This is a genomic window from Pseudomonas fungipugnans, assembly GCF_029955235.1.
Lineage (GTDB): Bacteria > Pseudomonadota > Gammaproteobacteria > Pseudomonadales > Pseudomonadaceae > Aquipseudomonas > Aquipseudomonas fungipugnans.
Map to the genome: position 1 here is coordinate 1,715,729 of NZ_JARBWL010000002.1, position 19,248 is coordinate 1,734,976.

The 19,248-nt window shown below is 59.4% G+C and carries 16 protein-coding genes; 4 read left to right on the forward strand and 12 right to left on the reverse strand.

From position 1 onward, the window contains the following. Nucleotides 1-30: 30 nt before the first annotated feature. Nucleotides 31-1,218 (reverse strand): Na+/H+ antiporter NhaA, encoded by a 1,188-nt coding sequence (gene nhaA / locus POF45_RS22750; RefSeq protein WP_259500145.1) that lies wholly within the window; start codon nucleotides 1,216-1,218, stop codon nucleotides 31-33. Nucleotides 1,219-1,468: 250 nt separating this feature from the next. On the opposite strand from nhaA, the gene POF45_RS22755 reads away from it, so the two are divergent. Beyond that, the gene (locus tag POF45_RS22755) at nucleotides 1,469-2,563 is read left to right on the forward strand and encodes a PLP-dependent cysteine synthase family protein (RefSeq protein WP_259500147.1); all 1,095 of its coding nucleotides are present in this window, start codon (nucleotides 1,469-1,471) and stop codon (nucleotides 2,561-2,563) included. A gap of 65 nt (nucleotides 2,564-2,628) precedes the next feature. Here the strand turns inward: POF45_RS22755 and POF45_RS22760 are convergent, their stop codons facing one another. The 3 genes from POF45_RS22760 to POF45_RS22770 all read right to left on the reverse strand — a co-directional run bounded on the left by POF45_RS22760 (nucleotide 2,629) and on the right by POF45_RS22770 (nucleotide 5,689). After that, the gene (locus tag POF45_RS22760) at nucleotides 2,629-4,242 is read right to left on the reverse strand and encodes an NAD(P)/FAD-dependent oxidoreductase (RefSeq protein WP_259500149.1); all 1,614 of its coding nucleotides are present in this window, start codon (nucleotides 4,240-4,242) and stop codon (nucleotides 2,629-2,631) included. 94 nt (nucleotides 4,243-4,336) lie between these two features. After that, the gene (locus POF45_RS22765) at nucleotides 4,337-5,002 is read right to left on the reverse strand and encodes a COG3650 family protein (protein ID WP_259500151.1); all 666 of its coding nucleotides are present in this window, start codon (nucleotides 5,000-5,002) and stop codon (nucleotides 4,337-4,339) included. An 87-nt stretch (nucleotides 5,003-5,089) separates the two neighbouring features. Further along, entirely contained in the window at nucleotides 5,090-5,689 is a 600-nt protein-coding gene (locus POF45_RS22770) for a short chain dehydrogenase (RefSeq protein ID WP_282316819.1), read from the reverse strand. 105 nt (nucleotides 5,690-5,794) lie between these two features. Here POF45_RS22770 and POF45_RS22775 point away from each other — a divergent pair, with 105 nt between their 5' ends. Then, nucleotides 5,795-6,709 carry a LysR family transcriptional regulator gene (locus tag POF45_RS22775; protein WP_282316820.1) on the forward strand — a complete coding sequence of 305 codons (915 nt, stop codon included), beginning with the start codon at nucleotides 5,795-5,797 and terminating at the stop codon, nucleotides 6,707-6,709. A 237-nt stretch (nucleotides 6,710-6,946) separates the two neighbouring features. Next, a complete protein-coding gene (locus POF45_RS22780; RefSeq protein ID WP_282316821.1) occupies nucleotides 6,947-8,239 on the forward strand; it encodes an MFS transporter in 1,293 nt (430 codons plus the stop codon). A gap of 184 nt (nucleotides 8,240-8,423) precedes the next feature. Here the strand turns inward: POF45_RS22780 and POF45_RS22790 are convergent, their stop codons facing one another. From POF45_RS22790 to POF45_RS22815, 6 genes are all read right to left on the reverse strand, one after another. After that, on the reverse strand, nucleotides 8,424-9,125 hold the full coding sequence (locus POF45_RS22790) for an ABC transporter ATP-binding protein (protein WP_259500156.1): 702 nt from the start codon (nucleotides 9,123-9,125) through the stop codon (nucleotides 8,424-8,426). Further along, nucleotides 9,126-9,893, reverse strand: a complete 768-nt coding sequence (livG, locus tag POF45_RS22795; protein ID WP_259500158.1) for a high-affinity branched-chain amino acid ABC transporter ATP-binding protein LivG — start codon at nucleotides 9,891-9,893, stop codon at nucleotides 9,126-9,128. Then, nucleotides 9,890-11,146 (reverse strand): high-affinity branched-chain amino acid ABC transporter permease LivM, encoded by a 1,257-nt coding sequence (locus POF45_RS22800; protein ID WP_259500160.1) that lies wholly within the window; start codon nucleotides 11,144-11,146, stop codon nucleotides 9,890-9,892. The genes livG and POF45_RS22800 overlap by 4 nt, the downstream gene beginning before the upstream one ends. Further along, nucleotides 11,143-12,066, reverse strand: a complete 924-nt coding sequence (livH, locus tag POF45_RS22805) for a high-affinity branched-chain amino acid ABC transporter permease LivH (protein WP_259500162.1) — start codon at nucleotides 12,064-12,066, stop codon at nucleotides 11,143-11,145. Before livH ends, POF45_RS22800 begins: the two co-directional genes overlap by 4 nt. Nucleotides 12,067-12,298: 232 nt before the next feature. Continuing rightward, nucleotides 12,299-13,426: a branched-chain amino acid ABC transporter substrate-binding protein gene (locus POF45_RS22810; RefSeq protein WP_259500164.1), complete on the reverse strand. Its 1,128-nt coding sequence runs from the start codon at nucleotides 13,424-13,426 to the stop codon at nucleotides 12,299-12,301. A gap of 60 nt (nucleotides 13,427-13,486) precedes the next feature. Then, nucleotides 13,487-13,750 (reverse strand): hypothetical protein, encoded by a 264-nt coding sequence (locus POF45_RS22815; protein ID WP_259500165.1) that lies wholly within the window; start codon nucleotides 13,748-13,750, stop codon nucleotides 13,487-13,489. Between the two features lie 26 nt (nucleotides 13,751-13,776). Between POF45_RS22815 and POF45_RS22820 the strand changes: the two genes are divergently transcribed. Next, nucleotides 13,777-14,085 carry a DUF2288 domain-containing protein gene (locus tag POF45_RS22820; RefSeq protein WP_282316822.1) on the forward strand — a complete coding sequence of 103 codons (309 nt, stop codon included), beginning with the start codon at nucleotides 13,777-13,779 and terminating at the stop codon, nucleotides 14,083-14,085. Nucleotides 14,086-14,393: 308 nt separating this feature from the next. Here the strand turns inward: POF45_RS22820 and POF45_RS22825 are convergent, their stop codons facing one another. Beyond that, complete coding sequence (locus POF45_RS22825; RefSeq protein WP_259500169.1) at nucleotides 14,394-16,589, reverse strand: hypothetical protein; 2,196 nt, start codon at nucleotides 16,587-16,589, stop codon at nucleotides 14,394-14,396. A 277-nt stretch (nucleotides 16,590-16,866) separates the two neighbouring features. Then, nucleotides 16,867-19,149 (reverse strand): putative bifunctional diguanylate cyclase/phosphodiesterase, encoded by a 2,283-nt coding sequence (locus POF45_RS22830; protein WP_282316823.1) that lies wholly within the window; start codon nucleotides 19,147-19,149, stop codon nucleotides 16,867-16,869. Between the last annotated feature and the right edge of the window lie 99 nt (nucleotides 19,150-19,248).

The following is a 19,248-nucleotide window of genomic DNA, read 5'->3' on the forward strand; positions in this document are numbered from 1 at the left end:
TTTGTCAAAGGCGGGCGTTGTCTCTGTTTCTCAGGACGGCAGCGCCGTGTTTTTACGGCTCGCCATCGCGGTCACCGTGTACCCGATCAGTGCCGCCAGAATCGAACCGGTGAGAATGCCCATGCGATCCATGCCGGCGTAGTCACTGACGCCCGGCTCGAAAGCCAGGGAACCGACAAACAGGCTCATGGTAAAGCCGATCCCGCAGAGGATCGCCACACCCAGTACCTGGCCCCAGTTGGCGCCTTGGGGCAGGGCGGCGATGCCGGTTTTTACCGCGAGCCAGGTCAGGCCGAACACACCCAGCGTCTTGCCCAGCAACAGGCCGACCGCGATGCCCATCGGCACGTGGTGGGTGAAGCTTTCCAGGGTCACGCCGGTCAGGGACAGGCCGGCGTTGGCGAAGGCGAACAGCGGCAGGATGCCGTAGGCGACCCATGGGTGCAGGGCGTGTTCCAGGGTCAGCAATGGCGAAGGTTCGGCATTTTTCGTGCGCAAGGGAATGCAGAAGGCCAGGGTCACACCGGCCAGCGTGGCGTGGACGCCACTCTTGAGCACGCAGACCCAGAGGATCAGGCCGATGATCAGGTACGGTCCGAGCTTGACCACGCCCAGCCGGTTCATCGCAATCAACGCGACGATGCAGGTCCCGGCCAGCGCCAGCGACAGGGTCGACAGCGTGCCGGAGTAGAAGATCGCAATGACGATGATGGCGCCCAGGTCGTCGATGATCGCCAGCGTCATCAGGAACAGCTTCAGCGACACCGGTACACGCTTGCCCAGCAGGGCGAGTACGCCGAGGGCGAAGGCAATGTCGGTAGCCATCGGAATGGCCCAGCCGCCAAGTGCTGCGGGGTTGTCACGGTTGAGGAACCAGTAGATCAGCGCTGGCACCACCATGCCGCCAATCGCTGCGGCGCCGGGCAGGACAATCTGCGACGGCTTCGACAGCTGACCGTCGAGGACTTCGCGTTTGACTTCCAGGCCGATCAGCAGGAAGAACAATGCCATCAGGCCATCGTTGATCCACAGCAGCGCCGGTTTGGCGATTTGCAGCGCACCGACCTGCGCCACCACCGGCGCGTCGAGGAAGTTGGCGTACAGCCACGACAACGGCGAATTGTTGATGATCAGGGCAAGCGCTGCAGCGGCGATCAGTAACAGACCGCTGGCGGCTTCCAACTGGAAGAAACGCGTGAAAGTGCTACGCAGAGGCAAGGTCGCTCTCCATCGATAAATTCAAAAGGTGGCACACCCTAACCCGTACCGTTAGTTGTTAAAACAAAAGTTATATTCTTTTTTGTTATAAGTCATTGCCACAGGCCCGGCCAGACTGGAGATGAGCCTAGCAGTTGGCCGGCATATTGAACCTCAGCTGTATCTGTGCGGGGTGTAGGATTTTTCCTAAGCTTGTGGGCTGAGCCTTGTCACGAGGCCGATTCTTGCCCGATTCAACGAGAAGACCACCATGAGCGACAACCGACAGTGGGCCCGCGAAGCCATCCGCATTATCGAGGCTGACTTCCAGCGCAGCGCCGATACCCACCTGATTCCCCTGCCGCTGCCGGGTTTGCCGGGCATCGAGTTGTACTTCAAGGATGAGTCCAGCCACCCCACCGGCAGCCTGAAACACCGGCTCGCCCGTTCGTTGTTTCTCTATGCACTGTGTAACGGCTGGCTCAAGCCCGGTGCGCCGGTGATCGAGGCGTCCAGCGGTTCGACGGCGATTTCCGAGGCGTACTTCGCAAGGTTGCTGGGGCTGCCTTTTATTGCGGTGATGCCGGCGACCACGTCCAAAGAGAAGATCGCACAGATCGCCTTTTACGGTGGCAAGAGCCATCTGGTGGACGACCCGACGCAGATTTACGCCGAGTCCGAGCGTCTGGCTCGCGAACACGACGGGCATTTCATCGACCAGTTCACCTACGCCGAACGCGCCACCGACTGGCGGGCGAACAACAATATCGCCGAATCGATCTTCCAGCAGATGCGTTTCGAGCAGCACCCGGAGCCGAGCTGGCTGATTTCCAGCCCCGGCACCGGCGGCACTACGGCGACCCTGGGTCGTTACGTGCGTTATCGCCAGCACTGCACCCGCGTGCTGTGCGCCGATGCCGAACGTTCGGTGTTTTTCGAGTACTACCAGACCGGTGACGCCAGCCTTCGTCTGGATTGCGGTTCGCGGATTGAAGGCATTGGCCGGCCACGGGTGGAAGCGTCGTTCCTGCCCAAGGTGATCGATGCGATGGTCAAGGTGCCGGACGCTTTGTCACTGGCGGCCATGCATTACCTGGCGCAGCGCCTGGGGCGTCGTGTGGGAGGCTCAAGCGGGACCAACCTGATCGGTGCCTTGATGGCGGCGCAGCAGATGGTGGCGGCAGGGGAGTCGGGGTCGATCGTGGCGATCCTGTGCGATGGTGGCGAACGTTATGCCACCACCTATTACGATCAGGACTGGCTCAAGGCCCAGGGGTATGAATTAAGCGGCTTGATGGCGGCTGTGACGGCGAGTGTCGAGCGTGGCGAGCCGCTGCCGGCCTCTGTATTACGAGCGAACATCTGACACACCGCAGAACAAAATGTGGGAGCGGGCTTGCTCCCACAATTTTTTGTTGCCAGGAGTGCGTGTCAGGCCTCGAGACCGAGGATGTCGCGCGCCACGGCTTCAGCGATGCGAATCCCGTCCACACCCGCCGACAAAATCCCCCCCGCATAACCTGCGCCTTCGCCCGCCGGGAACAAGCCTTTCACGTTCAGGCTCTGCATCGACTCGTTACGGGTGATACGCAGTGGTGACGAAGTGCGGGTCTCGATCCCGGTCAACACCGCGTCATGCAGTGAATAGCCGCGAATCTGCTTCTCGAACGCCGGCAAGGCTTCGCGAATGGCTTCAATGGCAAACGCCGGCAACGCCAGGGCCAAGTCACCCAAGGCTACGCCGGGTTTGTAGGACGGCTCGACGCTGCCCAGCTCGGTGGACGGCTTGCCCGCAATAAAGTCGCCCACCAGTTGCGCAGGCGCCTCGTAGTTGCTGCCGCCCAAGACAAAGGCGTGGGATTCCAGGCGTTCCTGCAACTCGATCCCGGCCAGCGGACCGCCCGGATAATCCACTTCCGGGGTGATGCCGACGACGATCCCGGAGTTGGCGTTGCGCTCGTTACGCGAATATTGGCTCATGCCATTGGTCACGACGCGATTCGGTTCGGACGTCGCTGCCACCACCGTGCCGCCCGGGCACATGCAGAAGCTGTAGACCGAACGGCCGTTCTTGGCGTGATGCACCAACTTGTAATCGGCGGCCCCCAGTTTCGGGTGACCGGCGTACTTGCCCAGGCGGGCGCGGTCGATCAACGATTGCGGGTGTTCGATGCGGAACCCCACCGAAAACGGTTTGGCTTCCATGAACACGCCACGGCCGTGGAGCATGCGGAAGGTGTCGCGAGCGCTGTGACCGAGGGCCAGAATCACGTGTCTGGAATGAATCTGTTCGCCGCCATTGAGCTCGACGCCGACCAGTTGCCCGTCTTCGATCAGCACGTCGGTGACGCGCTGCTGGAAGCGCACTTCGCCGCCCAGTGCGCGAATCTGCTCACGCATGTTCTCCACGACGCCGGTCAGGCGGAACGTGCCGATGTGCGGTTTGCTGACGTAGAGAATTTCATCCGGCGCGCCCGCTTTGACGAACTCGTGCAAGACTTTGCGGCCGATGAATTTCGGGTCCTTGATCTGGCTGTACAGCTTGCCGTCGGAGAACGTCCCCGCGCCGCCCTCACCGAATTGCACGTTGGATTCCGGGTTGAGCACGTTTTTACGCCACAGGCCCCAGGTGTCCTTGGTGCGCTGACGCACTTCGGTGCCGCGTTCGAGGATGATCGGCTTGAAGCCCATTTGCGCCAGCAGCAGGCCGGCGAAGATCCCGCACGGGCCGAAACCGACGACTATCGGGCGTTGTTGCAGATCCGCCGGCGCCTGGCCGACAGGTTTGTAGCTGACATCCGGTGCTTCGTTGACGTTACGGTCATCGGCGAACTTGTGCAGCAGCGCCGCCTCATCTTTGGCGCTGAGGTCGATGGTGTAGATGAAGCACAGCTCGGAGGACTTTTTGCGCGCATCGTAGCTGCGCTTGAACAAGGTGAAATCGAGCAAGTCATCGCTGGCAATGCCCAGGCGCTGCACGATGGCAGGGCGCAGGTCTTCATCGGGATGGTCGATCGGCAGCTTGAGTTCAGTGATTCGTAACATGACAGGGTCCGGTTCGCGGGGCGCACAACTGCGCCAAGGCGTTTGAAGGGCGCAATTATAGGCCCCAAAAGCCGGTCCCGTGAGGCAAAAACGATCAGTCGTTACGCCCGCCGCCGAAATAGCCGCAACCGCGCTGCACCTGACCGTCGATACGCAGCTCGGCCGTCATGTGCTGGACGCTGCCGGTCGTGCTGTCGACGCAACGTTGCGGTGCCACCCAGAGTTCGATGTGCTTGCCATTGGCTTCGCTGCTGAGATTGAAGCGGCCGTCGCCCAGTTGTTCTTCAACATAAGGCACCGCCAGCGCTGGCTGACCGGCCTGATCGATGACCATGCCCTTGCCGCTGACTTTGACATTCCATTCAGGTGCATGGCCGCTGGCGCGCAGGATCAGCAGTTTGAAATTGGGGTCGTCGCATTGCGCGCCTGAACGTTCGACGCGGTACAACTGCTCCAGGTCGAGGCTGCTGTCGGCGCCACTGGTTTTGATACGGCCACGCACGTCGGCGAACAGCTTGCCCTGTTGATCGGCCAGGTGCGCGAACTCTTGCAGCACACTGGTGCCACCGGTGTCGTTGACCGCATAGCTGCGCTGTTCATTGCAGGGCTGGAACTGCAGCTTGCCGCCTACCGCCATCAGTTGACCCTGCATACGGGTCTGGCCGACGTGTGAGGCGCTCTGGCGCGGGCCATCGAGCAACTGGCAGGCGGCGAACAGCGGAAGCAGGGCAATAACGATCAAGGAACGGGCAACACGCATCTTTGGCTCTCCAGACAAGTGCCGCCACGTTACTCAGCCTGACCGCGCATCACAACCCGTTATCGCATCCGGTTCAGGTAGTCGGGCTTAACCGACGTGAAATGTTTGGCCGGTTTGCAGGCCCTCCACACTTTTGGCGTAAGCCAATGCCACATCCGCCGCAGGCACTGGTTTGTAGCCACGGAAGTACGGCGCGTAGCTGCCCATGGCTTCGAGCAGCACGGTCGGGCTGATCGAATTCACGCGCAGGCCGCGCGGCAGTTCGATGGCGGCGGCGCGCACGAAGCTGTCCAGCGCACCGTTGACCAGCGCCGCCGATGCACCCGTGCGAATCGGATCGTGGCTCAGGACGCCAGTGGTGAAGGTGAACGAGGCGCCGTCGTTGGCGAACTCACGGCCGATCAGCAACAGGTTGACCTGGCCCATCAGCTTGTCTTTCAGGCCCAGGGCGAAGCTTTCCTCAGTCATTTCGCCGAGCGCGGCGAAGGTCACGTTGCCGGCAGCGCAGACCAGTGCGTCGAATTTACCGGTCTGTTCGAACAGTTTTCGGATCGAGGCACTGTCGCTGATATCCACATGGTAATCGCCGCTGCTGCGACCAATCCGAATGACTTCGTGACGTTGGGACAGCTCTTTGTCGACTGCCGAACCGATGGTGCCGCCTGCGCCTATCAAAAGAACTTTCATCGTGCTGTTTCCTCAAGGGCTTGAACGAGGTTTCAGTCTAGAGTGGTTTTTTCCGTGGATAAGCGTGCTAATAGGCAACCTTTGGTTTTCTATTGGAAACAATCCATGAGCGAAATGGATGATCTGGCGGCGTTCGCGGTGTTGATGGAAGCCGGGAGTTTTACCCTGGCGGCCCAGCAATTAGGCTGTAGCAAGGGGCAACTGTCCAAACGCATCAGCCTGCTGGAAACGCGGTTTGGCGTGGTGTTGCTGCAACGCACCACCCGTCGCCTGAGTCTGACGGCGGCAGGTGCGGCGTTGCTGCCTCAGGCGCAAGCGCTGGTAGTCCAGGTCGACAGGGCGCGTCAGGCCCTGGCTCGATTGAAGGACGACATGGCCGGCCCGGTGCGTATGACGGTGCCGGTTTCACTGGGGGAAACGTTCTTCGAAGGGCTGCTGCTGGAATTTTCCGGCAAGTACCCAGAGGTGCAGATCGAGCTGGACCTGAGCAACCACTTCCATGATTTGTCCCGGGACGGATTTGACCTGGCGATCCGCTCCGACGTGGGCAATGACGAACGCCTAGTGGCTCGCCCGTTGCTGGCCTGGCACGAGATGACGTGCGCCAGCCCGGCCTATCTTGAACAATATGGCGAACCGCAGACGCCGGCGGCGCTGGCTGAACACCGTTGCCTGCTGAATAGTCACTACAGCGGTCGCGAAGAATGGCTGTATCACCAGCAACACGAGTTGTTGCGGGTGCGCGTGTCGGGGCCGTTTGCCAGCAATCATTACAACTTGCTGAAGAAAGCGGCATTGGCCGGCGCCGGCGTTGCGCGGTTGCCGTCGTACCTGCTGCAAACGGAATTGGCTGATGGGCGTTTGCGCTGGCTCCTGCGTGATTATCAGACGCGGCGCATGCCGATGTACCTGGTTCATCCATATCAGGGCGGCTTGCCAAAACGCACGCAGGTGTTGGCGGATTATCTGATTGGCTGGTTCAAGCGCAGTGGAGAGGCGTTGGACAGGCTGCAACGTTAACCCTGGTTCACCTCCCCCTGCCGGACTTTTGTGGATCAATCTGCTCCAGCGCCTGATTCACCGCCAGCTCACCGAGCATGATATTGGCTATTTCCCAGCCCATAGACACCGTGCGCGATTTTGATTCATGTCCCTGAATACTGGGGCTTTGTCTTGTGTTTTTTCATGTAGAACAGTGAATTGTAAGTTGAACAACGCCTGTTTTCCGGTTGCGATCGTCAGTAAGGTGCCTTGAGTGTGAAGAACCGATTTGCAGACTTTTTCATTAGCAGAAACTTTTCACTCTTGTGGCTGGCCCAGGCGCTCTCTTCTTTTGGCGAGTTTGTGTTCGAGAGTACGGTCGTCGTCTGGCTGGTCGCCGATCTGTTTCGCGACAGTGCCTTTTTACCGAGTGCCGTCGGGTTGGCAGTCGCCGCCTCGGCCATCCCACGGGTGCTGGTAGCGCCGTTGGCCGGGGCCTGGGTTGATCGCATGACACCGCTCTACGTGATGATGGCGGCAGACGCCATCAGGGTGACCAACTTCCTGATTTTCGTCCTGGTCTACTCGCTGTTCGATCTCGACAAGATGCAGGTGCTTTTTGGTGTATTGGCCGTGTTGCTCCTGAACAGCAGCGCTGCGCAGTTTTTCAACCCCTCGCGTCAGGCGGTCATGCAAGTGGTCATCCCGCCGGCCAAACGGGTGGGTGCATCGGCCAAGGCGATGTTTTCCCTGACGGGCATCGCCGTGCTGTCGGCGTCTTTGGGGCCTGCGCTGTATGCCTCGGTCGGGCCGGCGTGGGCGCTGATGATCAATGTATTGGCCTTTAGCTGTTCGGCGCTGTGTATCGTCGCCACCCGAGGCCTTCGGAACACGTTGCTGGTGCAACAGGAACGGCCTTCATTCTGGGGTGGGGTGTCGGCAGGCCTGCGGTTTTCATGGGGGCATGCGTCGATTCGCACCTTGCTGATCGGTATCGCGTTGTATGGCTTTTCGCTCGGGATCAATAGCGTCGCTTTATCCTTGTATGCCTTTAAAACACTGGGGTTAAGCCCCTATGAGTTCGGTCTGATTCTGGCTGCATTTCCCATTGGCGGGTTGATTGCGGCGTTGCTGGTGGGGCCGATATTGAAGTTTCTCAGCATTCATCAAGTGTTTGTCGCTTCCATTGTGTGCATGGGCCTGGGTTATCTGGGGTATTCGCTCACGCCACCGTTCTACCTGGCATGGGCGCTGATGTTCTGCTGCGGGTTGTTCTTTGCGATGTTTGCCGTTGTCCAGGGGCCGATGCTTCAGGAAGCCGTCCCGGCTGGTTACATGGGGCGAGTGTCCGCAACCATCACCCCCATCCTGGCGATTGCGTCGCTTGCCGGGACGCTGGTGTGCTCCCAGACTCTTTATCTGGCGCAAGAGCTGAACGAGCGTTTTGACGCTCATCTGGACGTCTATGGCTGCTACATCCTGATTGCTGCCTGCCTGTTGCTGCTGGGCGGAGGGTTGATGTTGAGGGGGCAGCGGGTTGCAAGAGGCCAGGTTGCCGAGGCGCTCTGACACCACACACCTGTGGGAGCGAGCCTGCTCGCGAAGGCCGTTTCACATTCAATAGAGATGTGGATTGATCCACCGCTTTCGCGAGCAAGCCCGCTCCCTCAGGGGGATCTTCATTGTTTTTGAGGTGTGCGCAAGGCAAAAAAAAACGGCCCGCGAAGGCCGTTTTTTTGTTTACCGCAAAGGTTTAGCCACCCAGATACGCTTCGCGCACTTTCGGGTCGGTCAGCAGTGCTTCACCGGTGCCTTCCATCACGACCCGGCCGTTTTCCAGCACGTAGGCACGGTCTGCGATTTTCAGGGCCTGGTTGGCGTTCTGCTCTACCAGGAACACCGTCACACCGTCCTTGCGCAGCTGTTCGATGATGTCGAAGATCTGCTGGATGATGATCGGTGCCAGACCCAGCGACGGCTCGTCGAGCAGCAACAGCTTGGGCTTGCTCATCAGCGCACGGCCGATGGCGAGCATTTGCTGTTCGCCGCCGGACATGGTGCCGCCGCGCTGGCTGAAGCGCTCTTTCAGGCGTGGGAAAAGTCCGAGAACCTTGTCCATCTGTTCCTGATAGTCGCCCTTGTCGGTGAAGAATCCGCCCATGGCGAGGTTCTCTTCCACGGTCAGGCGGGCAAACACCCGACGACCTTCCGGCACCACCGCAATGCTCTTGCGCATGATCTGCGCCGAGCTCTGCCCCACGAGCTCTTCACCCATGTACGTGATGCTGCCGCTGTGAGCCTGGGGCGAACCGCAGAGCGTCATCAACAGGGTGGATTTGCCAGCGCCGTTGGCCCCGATCAGGGTAACGATTTCGCCCTGGCGGATTTCCACGTTGACGTTGTGCAGGGCCTGGATCTTGCCGTAGAAGGTGGAAACGTTTTCGAATTGCAGCATTTACGCTTCCCCCAGGTAGGCTTTGATCACTTCAGGATTGTCGCGGATCTGTTCCGGCGTGCCGTCGGCCAGGGGCGTGCCCTGGTTGATCACGACGATGTGGTCGGAAATGCTCATGACCAGTTTCATGTCGTGTTCGATCAGCAGCACGGTGACGTTGTGCTCTTCGCGCAGCATGCTGATCAGCGCCTTGAGATCTTCGGTTTCCTTGGGGTTGAGGCCGGCAGCCGGTTCGTCGAGCATCAGGATCCGCGGGCGGGTCATCATGCAGCGAGCGATTTCCAGGCGACGTTGCTGACCATAGGCCAAGGTGCCGGCCGGGCGGTTGGCAAACGCGGTGAGGTTGACCTTGTCCAGCCAGTACTCGGCAAACTCCATGGCCTCGCGTTCGCTCTTGCGAAACGCCGGGGTCTTGAACAGACCGGCCAGGAAGTTGGTGTTCAGGTGACGGTGCTGGGCGATCAACAGGTTCTCGACCGCCGTCATGTCCTTGAACAACCGTACGTTCTGGAAGGTGCGCACCACGCCTTTGCGGGCGATCTCATGGCCCGGCAAGCCCTCGATGGCTTGCCCGTCCAGCAGGATGCTGCCGCCGCTTGGCCGGTAGAAACCGGTCAGGCAGTTGAACACGGTGGTCTTGCCCGCACCGTTGGGGCCGATCAGTGCCACGACCTGTTTTTCCATAACGGTCAGGGCCACGCCGTTGACCGCCAGCAGGCCGCCGAAGCGCATGCTCAGATTGTCGACTTTAAGAATCTCGCGGCTCATTTTCGCAACTCCATGTGTGGGCGTTGCATCGGCAGCAGACCTTGAGGACGCCAGATCATCATCAGCACCATCAAGGCGCCGAACATCAACATGCGGTATTCACTGAACTCACGCATCATTTCCGGCAACAGGATCATCACCACGGCAGCGAGAATCACGCCCAGTTGCGAGCCCATGCCACCCAGCACCACGATGGCGAGGATGATCGCCGACTCGATGAAGGTGAACGACTCCGGCGTTACCAGGCCTTGGCGGGCGGCAAAGAAGCTGCCGGCGAAACCGGCGAAGCTGGCGCCCAGGGTGAAGGCCGAGAGCTTGATGACGGTAGGGTTGAGACCCAGTGCGCGGCAAGCGATTTCGTCTTCACGCAACGCTTCCCAGGCACGCCCGATGGGCATGCGCAGCAAACGATTGATGACGAACAGGGCCAGCAGCGCCAGCAACAGGGCCACCAGGTACAGGAAAATCACCTTGTTGACCGGGTTGTAGGTCAGGCCGAAGAACTCGTGGAACGTTTGCAGGCCATCGGCGGCGGTGCGCTCGAAACTCAGGCCGAAGAAGGTCGGCTTGGGAATGTTGCTGATACCGTTCGGGCCGCCGGTGAGGCCGGTCAGGTTCCGCAGGAACAGACGGATGATTTCACCGAAGCCCAGCGTCACGATGGCCAGATAGTCACCACGCAAGCGCAGTACCGGAAAACCCAGCAGGAAGCCGAAGGTGGCCGCCATCATCCCGGCAATCGGCAGGCAGATCCAGAAGCTCAGGCCAAAGTAATGCGACAGCAGCGCATAGCTGTAGGCGCCGACGGCATAGAAACCGACGTACCCCAGGTCGAGCAGACCGGCCAGACCGACCACGATGTTCAGGCCCAGGCCGAGCATCACGTAGATCAGGATCAGCGTGGCGATGTCCACCGCACCGCGAGAGCCGAAGAACGGCCACACCAGGGCGCCGGCGATCAACGCGATGATGACCCAGCGCTGGGTGGTTGGCAGGGTCAGGAAGTTACTGGCCCTGGCCGGTATCATCGGTATGCTTGGCGAGGATTTCCACGCCGCGCTGATCGGATCGTTGAACAGCACGCGCAGGAACATCAGCACCGAGCAGATCGCGATGATCGCCAGGGTGGTGTTGCTGGTGCCGTGGACTTCCAGGTTGATGCCGACGATGGTCAGTTTCAGACCGAGTACCGGGTAGGCCACAGCCCACACCAGCAAGGCGCTGAACAGCGCCTGTTTAATATGTTTAGTCATACCTTCTCAACCTCCGGACGGCCCAGAATGCCGGTCGGCCGGAACAACAGCACCAGAACCAACAAGCCGAAAGCCACGACGTCCTTGTACTGGTCGCCGAAGATATCGGCACCAAAGGCTTCCGCCACCCCAAGCACCAGCCCGCCGAGCATGGCGCCGGGAATGCTGCCGATACCGCCCAGTACTGCTGCGGTGAAGGCCTTGAGGCCGACGAGGAAACCGGCGTTCGGATTGATCACGCCATATTGCATGCTCAGCAAAACGGCCGCGACCGCCGCCAGCGCTGCACCGATGACGAAGGTCAGGGCGATGATGTTGTTGGTGTTGATACCCAGCAGGTTGGCCATCTTGATGTCTTCGGCACAGGCGCGGCAGGCGCGACCCAGACGAGAGCGGGAGATGAACATTGTCAGGCCGAGCATGGCGATCAGCGTCACCACGAACACGACGATCTGCATGTACGAAATCAGCACTTCATGTGCGCCACCTGGCCCGAAGGAGATGTTGCCGGGGATCAGGTTGGGAATGGATTTGTCCTTGGAGTCTTGCGCCAGCAGAACCGTGTTCTGCAGGAAGATCGACATGCCGATGGCGGAAATCAGCGGGATCAGACGGTTGCTGCCGCGCAAGGGGCGGTAGGCGATCCGTTCGATGCTGTAACCGTAGGCACTGGTAACGACGATGCTCGCGAGGAAAGCCGCGGTCATCAACAGCGGGACACTGTCGAGTCCCATCATGGACAGCCCGGCGATGGCGATGAACGCCACGTAGGAGCCGATCATGTACACCTCGCCGTGGGCGAAGTTGATCATTCCAATGATGCCGTAAACCATCGTATAGCCGATGGCGATCAGGGCATACGTGCTGCCAACGGTCAGGCCGTTAACCAGCTGTTGGAAGAAGTGATAGATGTCAGGCATTACAGCGCTCCTAAAAACCTGATACGCATTTCACTGGTGGAGTCATTTTCCCGCTCGGAGCCCGTGGATCTGCATCCACTTCGGTTTCGAGGTTTGCCAGCGAACCGCTGATGACGGTTTTGAGATTTTCAGGTGGGGAGACTTGCGGATCACGCAAGCGCGGCCCAGTACATTCGTAAAACAAAGCCCACGGCACGCCGTGGGCTTTATTGGCAGTCAGTCAGGCAGCGCCTTACTGAGGCGAAGCTTCAGTTTTAGGTTTGCCGAAGTGCCACTCGTAGACCACGAACTTGAAGTCTTTCAGGTCGCCCTTGGCGTCGAAGCTCAGGTCGCCAGTCGGGGTCTTGAAGGTGCCTGCGTGAATGGCTTCGGCCACTTTGGCAGGGTCTTCGCTCTTGGCAGCTGCGATACCACCGGCAATGACTTCAACAGCCGAGTAGGAAGGGAATACGAACGGGCCGCTCGGGTCTTCTTTCTTGGCTTTGAACGCGTCAGCCAGGGCGACGTTGGCCGGATCCTGGTCGAAGGATTTCGGCAGGGTCACCAGCAGGCCTTCGGAAGCGTCTTTGGCGATCTGCGAAATGGAGTCGTTACCCACGCCTTCCGGACCCATGAACTTGGCTTTCAGGCCTTTTTCCTGGGCTTGACGCAGGATCAGACCCAGCTCCGGGTGGTAGCCGCCGTAGTAGACGAAGTCGACGTTGGCTTGCTTGAGCTTGGAAATGATCGAGGAGAAGTCTTTGTCGCCAGCGTTGATGCCTTCGAACACGGCGACTTTCACGCCATCTTTCTCGAGGGTCTGTTTAACGGCGGTGGCGATGCCTTCACCGTATTGCTGTTTGTCGTGCAGGACAGCAACGATTTTCGGTTTGACGAACTTGGCGATGTAGTTACCAGCGGCAGGGCCCTGGGCGCTGTCCAGGCCGATGGTGCGGAACACCATTTTGTAACCACGGGCGGTGATGTCCGGGCTGGTGGCAGCCGGGGTGATCATGATCACGCCTTCGTCTTCGTAGATGTCGGAAGCAGGTTGAGTGGAGCTGGAGCACAGGTGACCGACCACGAACTTGACGCCGTCGTTGACGACTTTGTTCGCAACAGCCACCGCTTGTTTCGGATCGCAGGCATCGTCGTATTCAACGGCTTCGAGTTTCTTGCCGTCGACGCCGCCCTTGGCGTTGATCTGTTCGATGGCCATTCTGGCGCCACTGAACTGCATGTCGCCGTATTGGGCTACAGGACCGGTTTTAGGGCCGGCGATGCCGATCTTGATGGTGTCGGCTGCGAACGAATGGCTGGCAACCCCGGCCAGAACCATAGCGGCAAACAGTTTGGAAATCTGCTTAGTAGCCTTAGTCATAGTGCTCCACTCTTACTGTTGTAGTTTTTATAGTCCTGGCGCCGTAGCAGCAGAACCGGGTCAGATATCTTCGATACCTTCCGGAAAATGCCCCCGGCAACTGTACCGGTACAGTGTAGAGCGCCAATTGTTGGCCTGGGAAGCTGGCGCCAGGGGGCAAAACCTGAGGGTGTCGCTATTTTGAAAGAAAAATACAGAATTGCGGCGGGCTGTTAGCTGGCTAATTGCTTGAAACCTCAGCATTCCCTGGCTTTCCTGCGTTTTTCTTTCGGTGACGCAATTGCATCCGGGTTTTTCTGCCAGACCACCGACGTTATCATTCACGCCGATTTCTTTTCCGGACAGGACCCATGACTCAAGAACCTAGCACCCTCTATGCCAAGCTGCTTGGTGAGACCGCATCTATTAGTTGGAAGGAACTGGAACCGTTCTTCGCCAGGGGTGCCCTATTGTGGGTCGACCCGGCCCTGGATTTGATCGCAGCCGCAGAGGCCGTGGCTCAGGATGAAGGGGAGAAAGTCGCTGCCTGGCTGGCTGCTGACAAGGTCGCCAAGCTCTCTGAAACGCGGGCGCTGGATCTTTTCGAGCGCGATCCGGCGCTGTGGGCAGTGGTGGTTTCGCCGTGGATTCTGATCCAGGAAAGGGCGGCCGCCAAATAGACTGCGCTTTATTGGTGCGCGTGATTTGCCGGGAAAAGTGTGTAGCCGAGTAGCGTGATGGCATGTTGCCGTGGAGAAAGGCCACAGAAGGGTCTTGAAGAGGGTGACGTGCGCGTAACGGGAACAGTTTTGCGAGCTGCCTGCGGGCTGCTTAATTGTTTCTGGATGTTGGGATTTGTGCTGTAGGTGAGGCCGTCATCGCGAGCAAGCTCGCTCCCACAGTTGACCGCATTCTGTCTGAATGAATGCGGTCAACTGTGGGAGCGAGCTTGCTCGCGATTGGGGGCAACCCGGTCTCGCGCCGGACCTTAAAACGTCTTGCCAGTATGGTTATTCAGCGAAATAACCTTGGTCTTGCCAATCCGGTGGCGGTAGATCTCGCGCAGGTACTTGATCGCCTTCTTCACGCAATCGCGCGACAGGCGAATGTCGTTGATCGAGACGAACTTGTCCTTGTCGTTGATCAGCTCGCGGTACTTCTTCTCGTACATCGGCTTGATCGCGTACCAGTTGGTGTCGAGGATTTTTGCCGGGTTTTCGAATTCGTTGAGCAGGTCGTCGATCAGGCCTTCGTCAAACTCTTCATTGATGATGAAGTCGAGGATCGAGTTGTCCAGGGTCTCGTCGAAGCGGTACGGATTTTTCGCAAAGCAGCGCTTGATGAAGGCCACGATCAGGGTCAGGAAGTCGTCCGACAGGCACGGGCTCTTGGCGATCAAGGTGGTCAGCGACAGGTTGGCCGAAGCGCCGATCACCAGTGCGTAACGCTTGAGCGTGGTGTTGGGGAACAGGCTGTTAAGGTGGGTCTTCAAGCGGTTGAGGTCCATGTAGGACAGCTTGTAGTCCTTGGGCAGCGAGACGATCGACACCACTGACGAGCAGTTCTTGAAGAAATGCAGGTCGTGCAACGCGGCCGCGTCGTAGCCGGAATTCTTGTACTGCTCAAGCGAGGCGCGATAGCGCTTGGACTCGATCGGCAGCAGGCTGATGCCTTCGATGGCCTGGGTGACCTTGTTGAAGTGCGGCAGGTCGATGGAGCGGAAGAACAGGTCGTCGATGTTCAGGCGCTGCGGCTCTTTGTCGAATACCTTGAACTTGTCGCTGCTCGGCGGCGGCGTTTCCGGCACCACGGATTCGGCATAGGCAATCGCCACCGGGCCGGCGAGGCTCATGAACAGATCGTTGGCGTCCAGGCGAATGGTTTCGCCGATGTCGATACCGGCACGACGGAAATAGTTCTGGTCGTAGTCAGTGGTGACCGCCTGCGCCGTCAGAATGTTGAAGATCTGCTGCGAGATGTACTGGTTCGCGTGCTTTTCCATCGCGTTGACGTCGATGTTCTGAATGTTGCCGTCATCGCTTTCTTCGGCATAACGCATGATGTCGTTGGAGATCAGCATCATCGCGTTCCATGGACGAATACGGCCCATGACGCTGGCTTCGCTGCTGTCTTCATTGTCGAAGTTGTAGGAAAAGTCCCATTCTTCCGACAGGTATTTGCACAGCAGGCGACCGGCGTTGATGTGCAGCGCCTCGGACATTTCGCTGCGGTGATCGGAAATGTTCGGCAGCACACAGATGCCGCTGGTGAAGATCGGCTCGAAGACGAAGGAGTGGCCGCTCTTGCTGTCGTGCTCGTCCACCGGTTTGGTGTCGAACGTCTTGTTCATGTACGAGTGCTGCTGGGCCAGGCCGAATTCCGAGGCCATGCCCGAGCCCGTTCCGCCGCCGGCACTGAAGATCGAGAAATACAGGCGCGACTGGTTGGCCTTGATGCCGCAGCTGTCGATCAGGTACGAGTGAATCATTTTCCAGTCCGGGCTGGAGAAACGCTGGGTGTCCTTGTTCAGGATGATCTTGGCCAGGTACTGGCCGAGGATCGGCGCGTTACCGGCGCCACCGGCATGGACTTCCGACAAGTCCATGATTTTCATTTTGCTGTAGTCGCGCAAAAAGCCGCTTTTTTCGCCCTTGCGCGAGAAGCGGATGCGCCCGGCGATGTCCTTGTCCAGGTCGCCCAGCATCACCAGCGGCTCGACCAGGAACACCGGTTTGGTCGCCTTGTTCGGGCCCAGGCGCAGGTTGTTGCGGATCCACTGTGCCGGGCTGTAGCCCTTTTCGGCGTAGCGTTTGTCCGGCGACAGGCGATCTTCGTTGTTGAATTCGTTGAGGTAGAACTTGCGGGCGTTGTACACCAGCTCCGCCACGTCCAGCGCAATGTTGGAGCCGCAACGGCCCAGGCCGATCAGGCACACCGAGGGGAATTCCTGCTCGTTGTGCTGTTCGCTGTCGCCTTCCTGATGCGGTGGGCGCGGGAACACCATGTCGCGCAGGCCGTCGAGGTTATCGAGGATGCGGTCGGTATTGGTTTCGGTGAAGTACAGGTATTGCTGGGTTGCCAGCGGGCGCGATGCAATCAATGGCTTTGACGGGGCGGGGCTGTTGGCCGCGGGGCTCAGGGTCAGATCGGATACCGCAGTGGCCGGATTGTTCTTGGAAGTCATTGTGCGCCATATACCTGGACTGGTTGGCTCGCCGACCTGGTGCGACGAGCCATCACGGAATGGATTCTCGCGACTTGTAGCGCGATATTTGCCCAGACGTCAGGGACTTGGCCTGAACGTTACTTGGGGGAATCCTTTCCTGAATCATGATGAATCGGCCAATATTCGGCGATCTTTAATCAAAAGGAGGCAAGATGATGGCAACCCTGTCAGGCGAGTGCCCAAACGTGTGGGAGCGCGCTTGACCTGCGGTCATCACCAGGAGTCGCGCGCGCCCTCAGCGGATTGGACGCACAACCGATCCGCCTCCATGGGGGCCAGGGCTTTTAGGAAAAGGATCCGGCGACGTTAGTGCCGTTATACCGCGAGCCAGACTCAGAGGGCTGACCGAGTGACTGTGTTTGCGTTGGTTGATTTCGTGTAGCACCGGCAGTAACTCCTCCAGTGACACCGGCCGACTGAGCAGATAACCCTGGACGAAATCGCAACCGTGGCGCTCCAGGAATTCGTATTGCTCCAGGGTTTCGACGCCTTCGGTAACCACCTGCAAATGCAGGGTGTGGGCCATGACAATGATTGCCTGGACGATCTCCATGTCCTGGGTGGCCTTGGGGATATCCTGGATGAATGAACGGTCGATTTTCAGCGTATTGAGTGGCAGGCGCTTGAGATAGGCCAGGGACGAATATCCGGTGCCGAAGTCGTCGATCGACAGAGAAACTCCGAGGGCGCGGATCTGCCGCAACAGCACCAGCGTATTGGCGATGTTGCCCATCAGCGCGTTTTCGGTCACTTCCAGTTCCAGCCGCTGGGGCGCGACGCCGGCCAGGCGCAGGGCATGTTCGATTTCGTCGGCCAGCTCTTCCCGGGCCAGGTTCAGCGGCGAACAGTTCACGGCGATTTTCAGCTCCTCGCATCCCTGTCGGGAGAGTGTGCCCAAGTCCTCGCAGGCTTTGCGCAGCACCCAGTTGTCGAGCTCGGCAATCAGGCCGTTGTTTTCGGCGATGCTGATGAAACGGTCCGGGGGAAGCAGGCCAAGGACCGGATGCTGCCAGCGGATCAGGGCTTCCAGCTTGGTGACCTGCCCGGTTTTGAGGTCGTAGATCGGCTGGTAGTAGAGCATCAGCCCGGCTTCCTCGCGCAGGGCGTAGCGCAATTCTTCTTCGAGTTGCAGTTCCAGCGTGGCGCGGGTTTTCATGTTGGAGCTGAAAAAATGCAAGCTGTTACGTCCGCTGCCCTTGGACTGGTACAGCGCCAGATCGGCGTTTTTCAGCAGGTCCTCGCACGTGTTGCCGTCTTCGGGGAACAGGCTGATGCCGATGCTGGTGGTCATGACCATGCGCCGCCCGGCCAACTCGATCGGCTCTTTCATTTTCAACATGATGCGCTGGGCCATGTGTCGCGCTTCCTCGCGCTCGCGCAGGCCGATAAGAATGCAGAACTCGTCGCCGCCGAACCGCGCCACGACATCGTCGTGGCTGCGTACCGACCCCTTGATGTGATGGGCGATGACTTTGAGCAATTCGTCGCCAGCGTCGTGGCCAAGGCTGTCATTGATTCGTTTGAAGTGATCGATGTCGAGGAACATCACGGCCAGCATGCCGCCTTCGGTGGTTTTCTCGATGAGCTTTTCGGCAAAGATCTGGTTGAAACCCCGACGATTGATCAGATTGGTCAGGGCGTCGTAGTGCGCCACCTGTTGCAGCGACATGCGCGCCTGATCAAGCTGGCTGAGCAGGGCATTGACCCGGCGCAGGTCGCGCTCCTTGTTTTGCAGCTTTTTGTCGGCCAGCGCTGCGCTGATCACGCTGCCGATGATCAGCAGCATGATGACCGCCACCGTCAGCCCCAGTTGCAGGTGATTGTTGGCGCTTGGCGCGATCAGCACGCTACCGACAGGCACCACCAGGTTGAGCGCGGCCATGGCGGTGAAGTGCATGCCGATGATGCCCGCGCCCAGCACCAGGCTGGTGGCGTATTTGAGCAATTGATGGAACATGCCGCTGCCGTCGCGAAGGTGCCGGGCAATCGACAACGTGGCCAGGCTGGCAGCGATGCCGATCAGGATCGACAGGACGAACAACCCGGGTTGGTAATAAGCCTTGGCACTGGATTGCAGGGCGGCCATGCCGACGTAGTGCATGCTGGCGATGCCAAAGCCGATCCAGACCGACGTCCGGACGTACTGCCAGAGGGTATGCCGGGGCTGGCCAAGGCTATACATCGCCAGCAGCGAAGCGCCGAAGGCGAAGAATAGCGAGAGCAAAATGGTCGGGAGTCTGTAGTGGACCTCCAGGGGCACCTGAAAGGCCAGCATGCCGATGAAATGCATGGTCCAGAGGCCACCGGCCAGGCATGCGGCGCCGACCCAGCGCCACAGTCGCTGCGAGGTGGGGTTGTCTGCATGCCCGACACGCTCGGCGGTGTCCAGGGTCGCAAAACTGGCCGCGCAGGCCACCAGGTAGGCGGCCAGCACCAAAAACGGATCATGTGTGCAGTTGAGTATGACCTGCCCGCTGCGCGGCAACTCGGTAATAAACTGCAAACCAAGCCAATCCATAGCATGCCCCGTCTCTGAGTCATCCTGGCCCGCGCCTTAGATGCTGGCGAATGGATGGAGTATAGAGGCCGTGCCAGGAGCGCAAGGGATGGTGGCACA

Bases quoted from the DNA above. Each gene is read 5' to 3' on its own strand.
- livH (WP_259500162.1), bottom strand. From the start codon at position 12,066: ATGCCTGACATCTATCACTTCTTCCAACAGCTGGTTAACGGCCTGACC.
- POF45_RS22790 (WP_259500156.1), bottom strand. From the start codon at position 9,125: ATGCTGCAATTCGAAAACGTTTCCACCTTCTACGGCAAGATCCAGGCC.
- POF45_RS22765 (WP_259500151.1), bottom strand. From the start codon at position 5,002: ATGCGTGTTGCCCGTTCCTTGATCGTTATTGCCCTGCTTCCGCTGTTC.
- POF45_RS22800 (WP_259500160.1), bottom strand. From the start codon at position 11,146: ATGACTAAACATATTAAACAGGCGCTGTTCAGCGCCTTGCTGGTGTGG.
- POF45_RS22810 (WP_259500164.1), bottom strand. From the start codon at position 13,426: ATGACTAAGGCTACTAAGCAGATTTCCAAACTGTTTGCCGCTATGGTT.
- POF45_RS22775 (WP_282316820.1), top strand. From the start codon at position 5,795: ATGAGCGAAATGGATGATCTGGCGGCGTTCGCGGTGTTGATGGAAGCC.
- POF45_RS22820 (WP_282316822.1), top strand. From the start codon at position 13,777: ATGACTCAAGAACCTAGCACCCTCTATGCCAAGCTGCTTGGTGAGACC.
- POF45_RS22825 (WP_259500169.1), bottom strand. From the start codon at position 16,589: ATGACTTCCAAGAACAATCCGGCCACTGCGGTATCCGATCTGACCCTG.
- POF45_RS22770 (WP_282316819.1), bottom strand. From the start codon at position 5,689: ATGAAAGTTCTTTTGATAGGCGCAGGCGGCACCATCGGTTCGGCAGTC.
- POF45_RS22760 (WP_259500149.1), bottom strand. From the start codon at position 4,242: ATGTTACGAATCACTGAACTCAAGCTGCCGATCGACCATCCCGATGAA.
- POF45_RS22755 (WP_259500147.1), top strand. From the start codon at position 1,469: ATGAGCGACAACCGACAGTGGGCCCGCGAAGCCATCCGCATTATCGAG.
- POF45_RS22830 (WP_282316823.1), bottom strand. From the start codon at position 19,149: ATGGATTGGCTTGGTTTGCAGTTTATTACCGAGTTGCCGCGCAGCGGG.
- livG (WP_259500158.1), bottom strand. From the start codon at position 9,893: ATGAGCCGCGAGATTCTTAAAGTCGACAATCTGAGCATGCGCTTCGGC.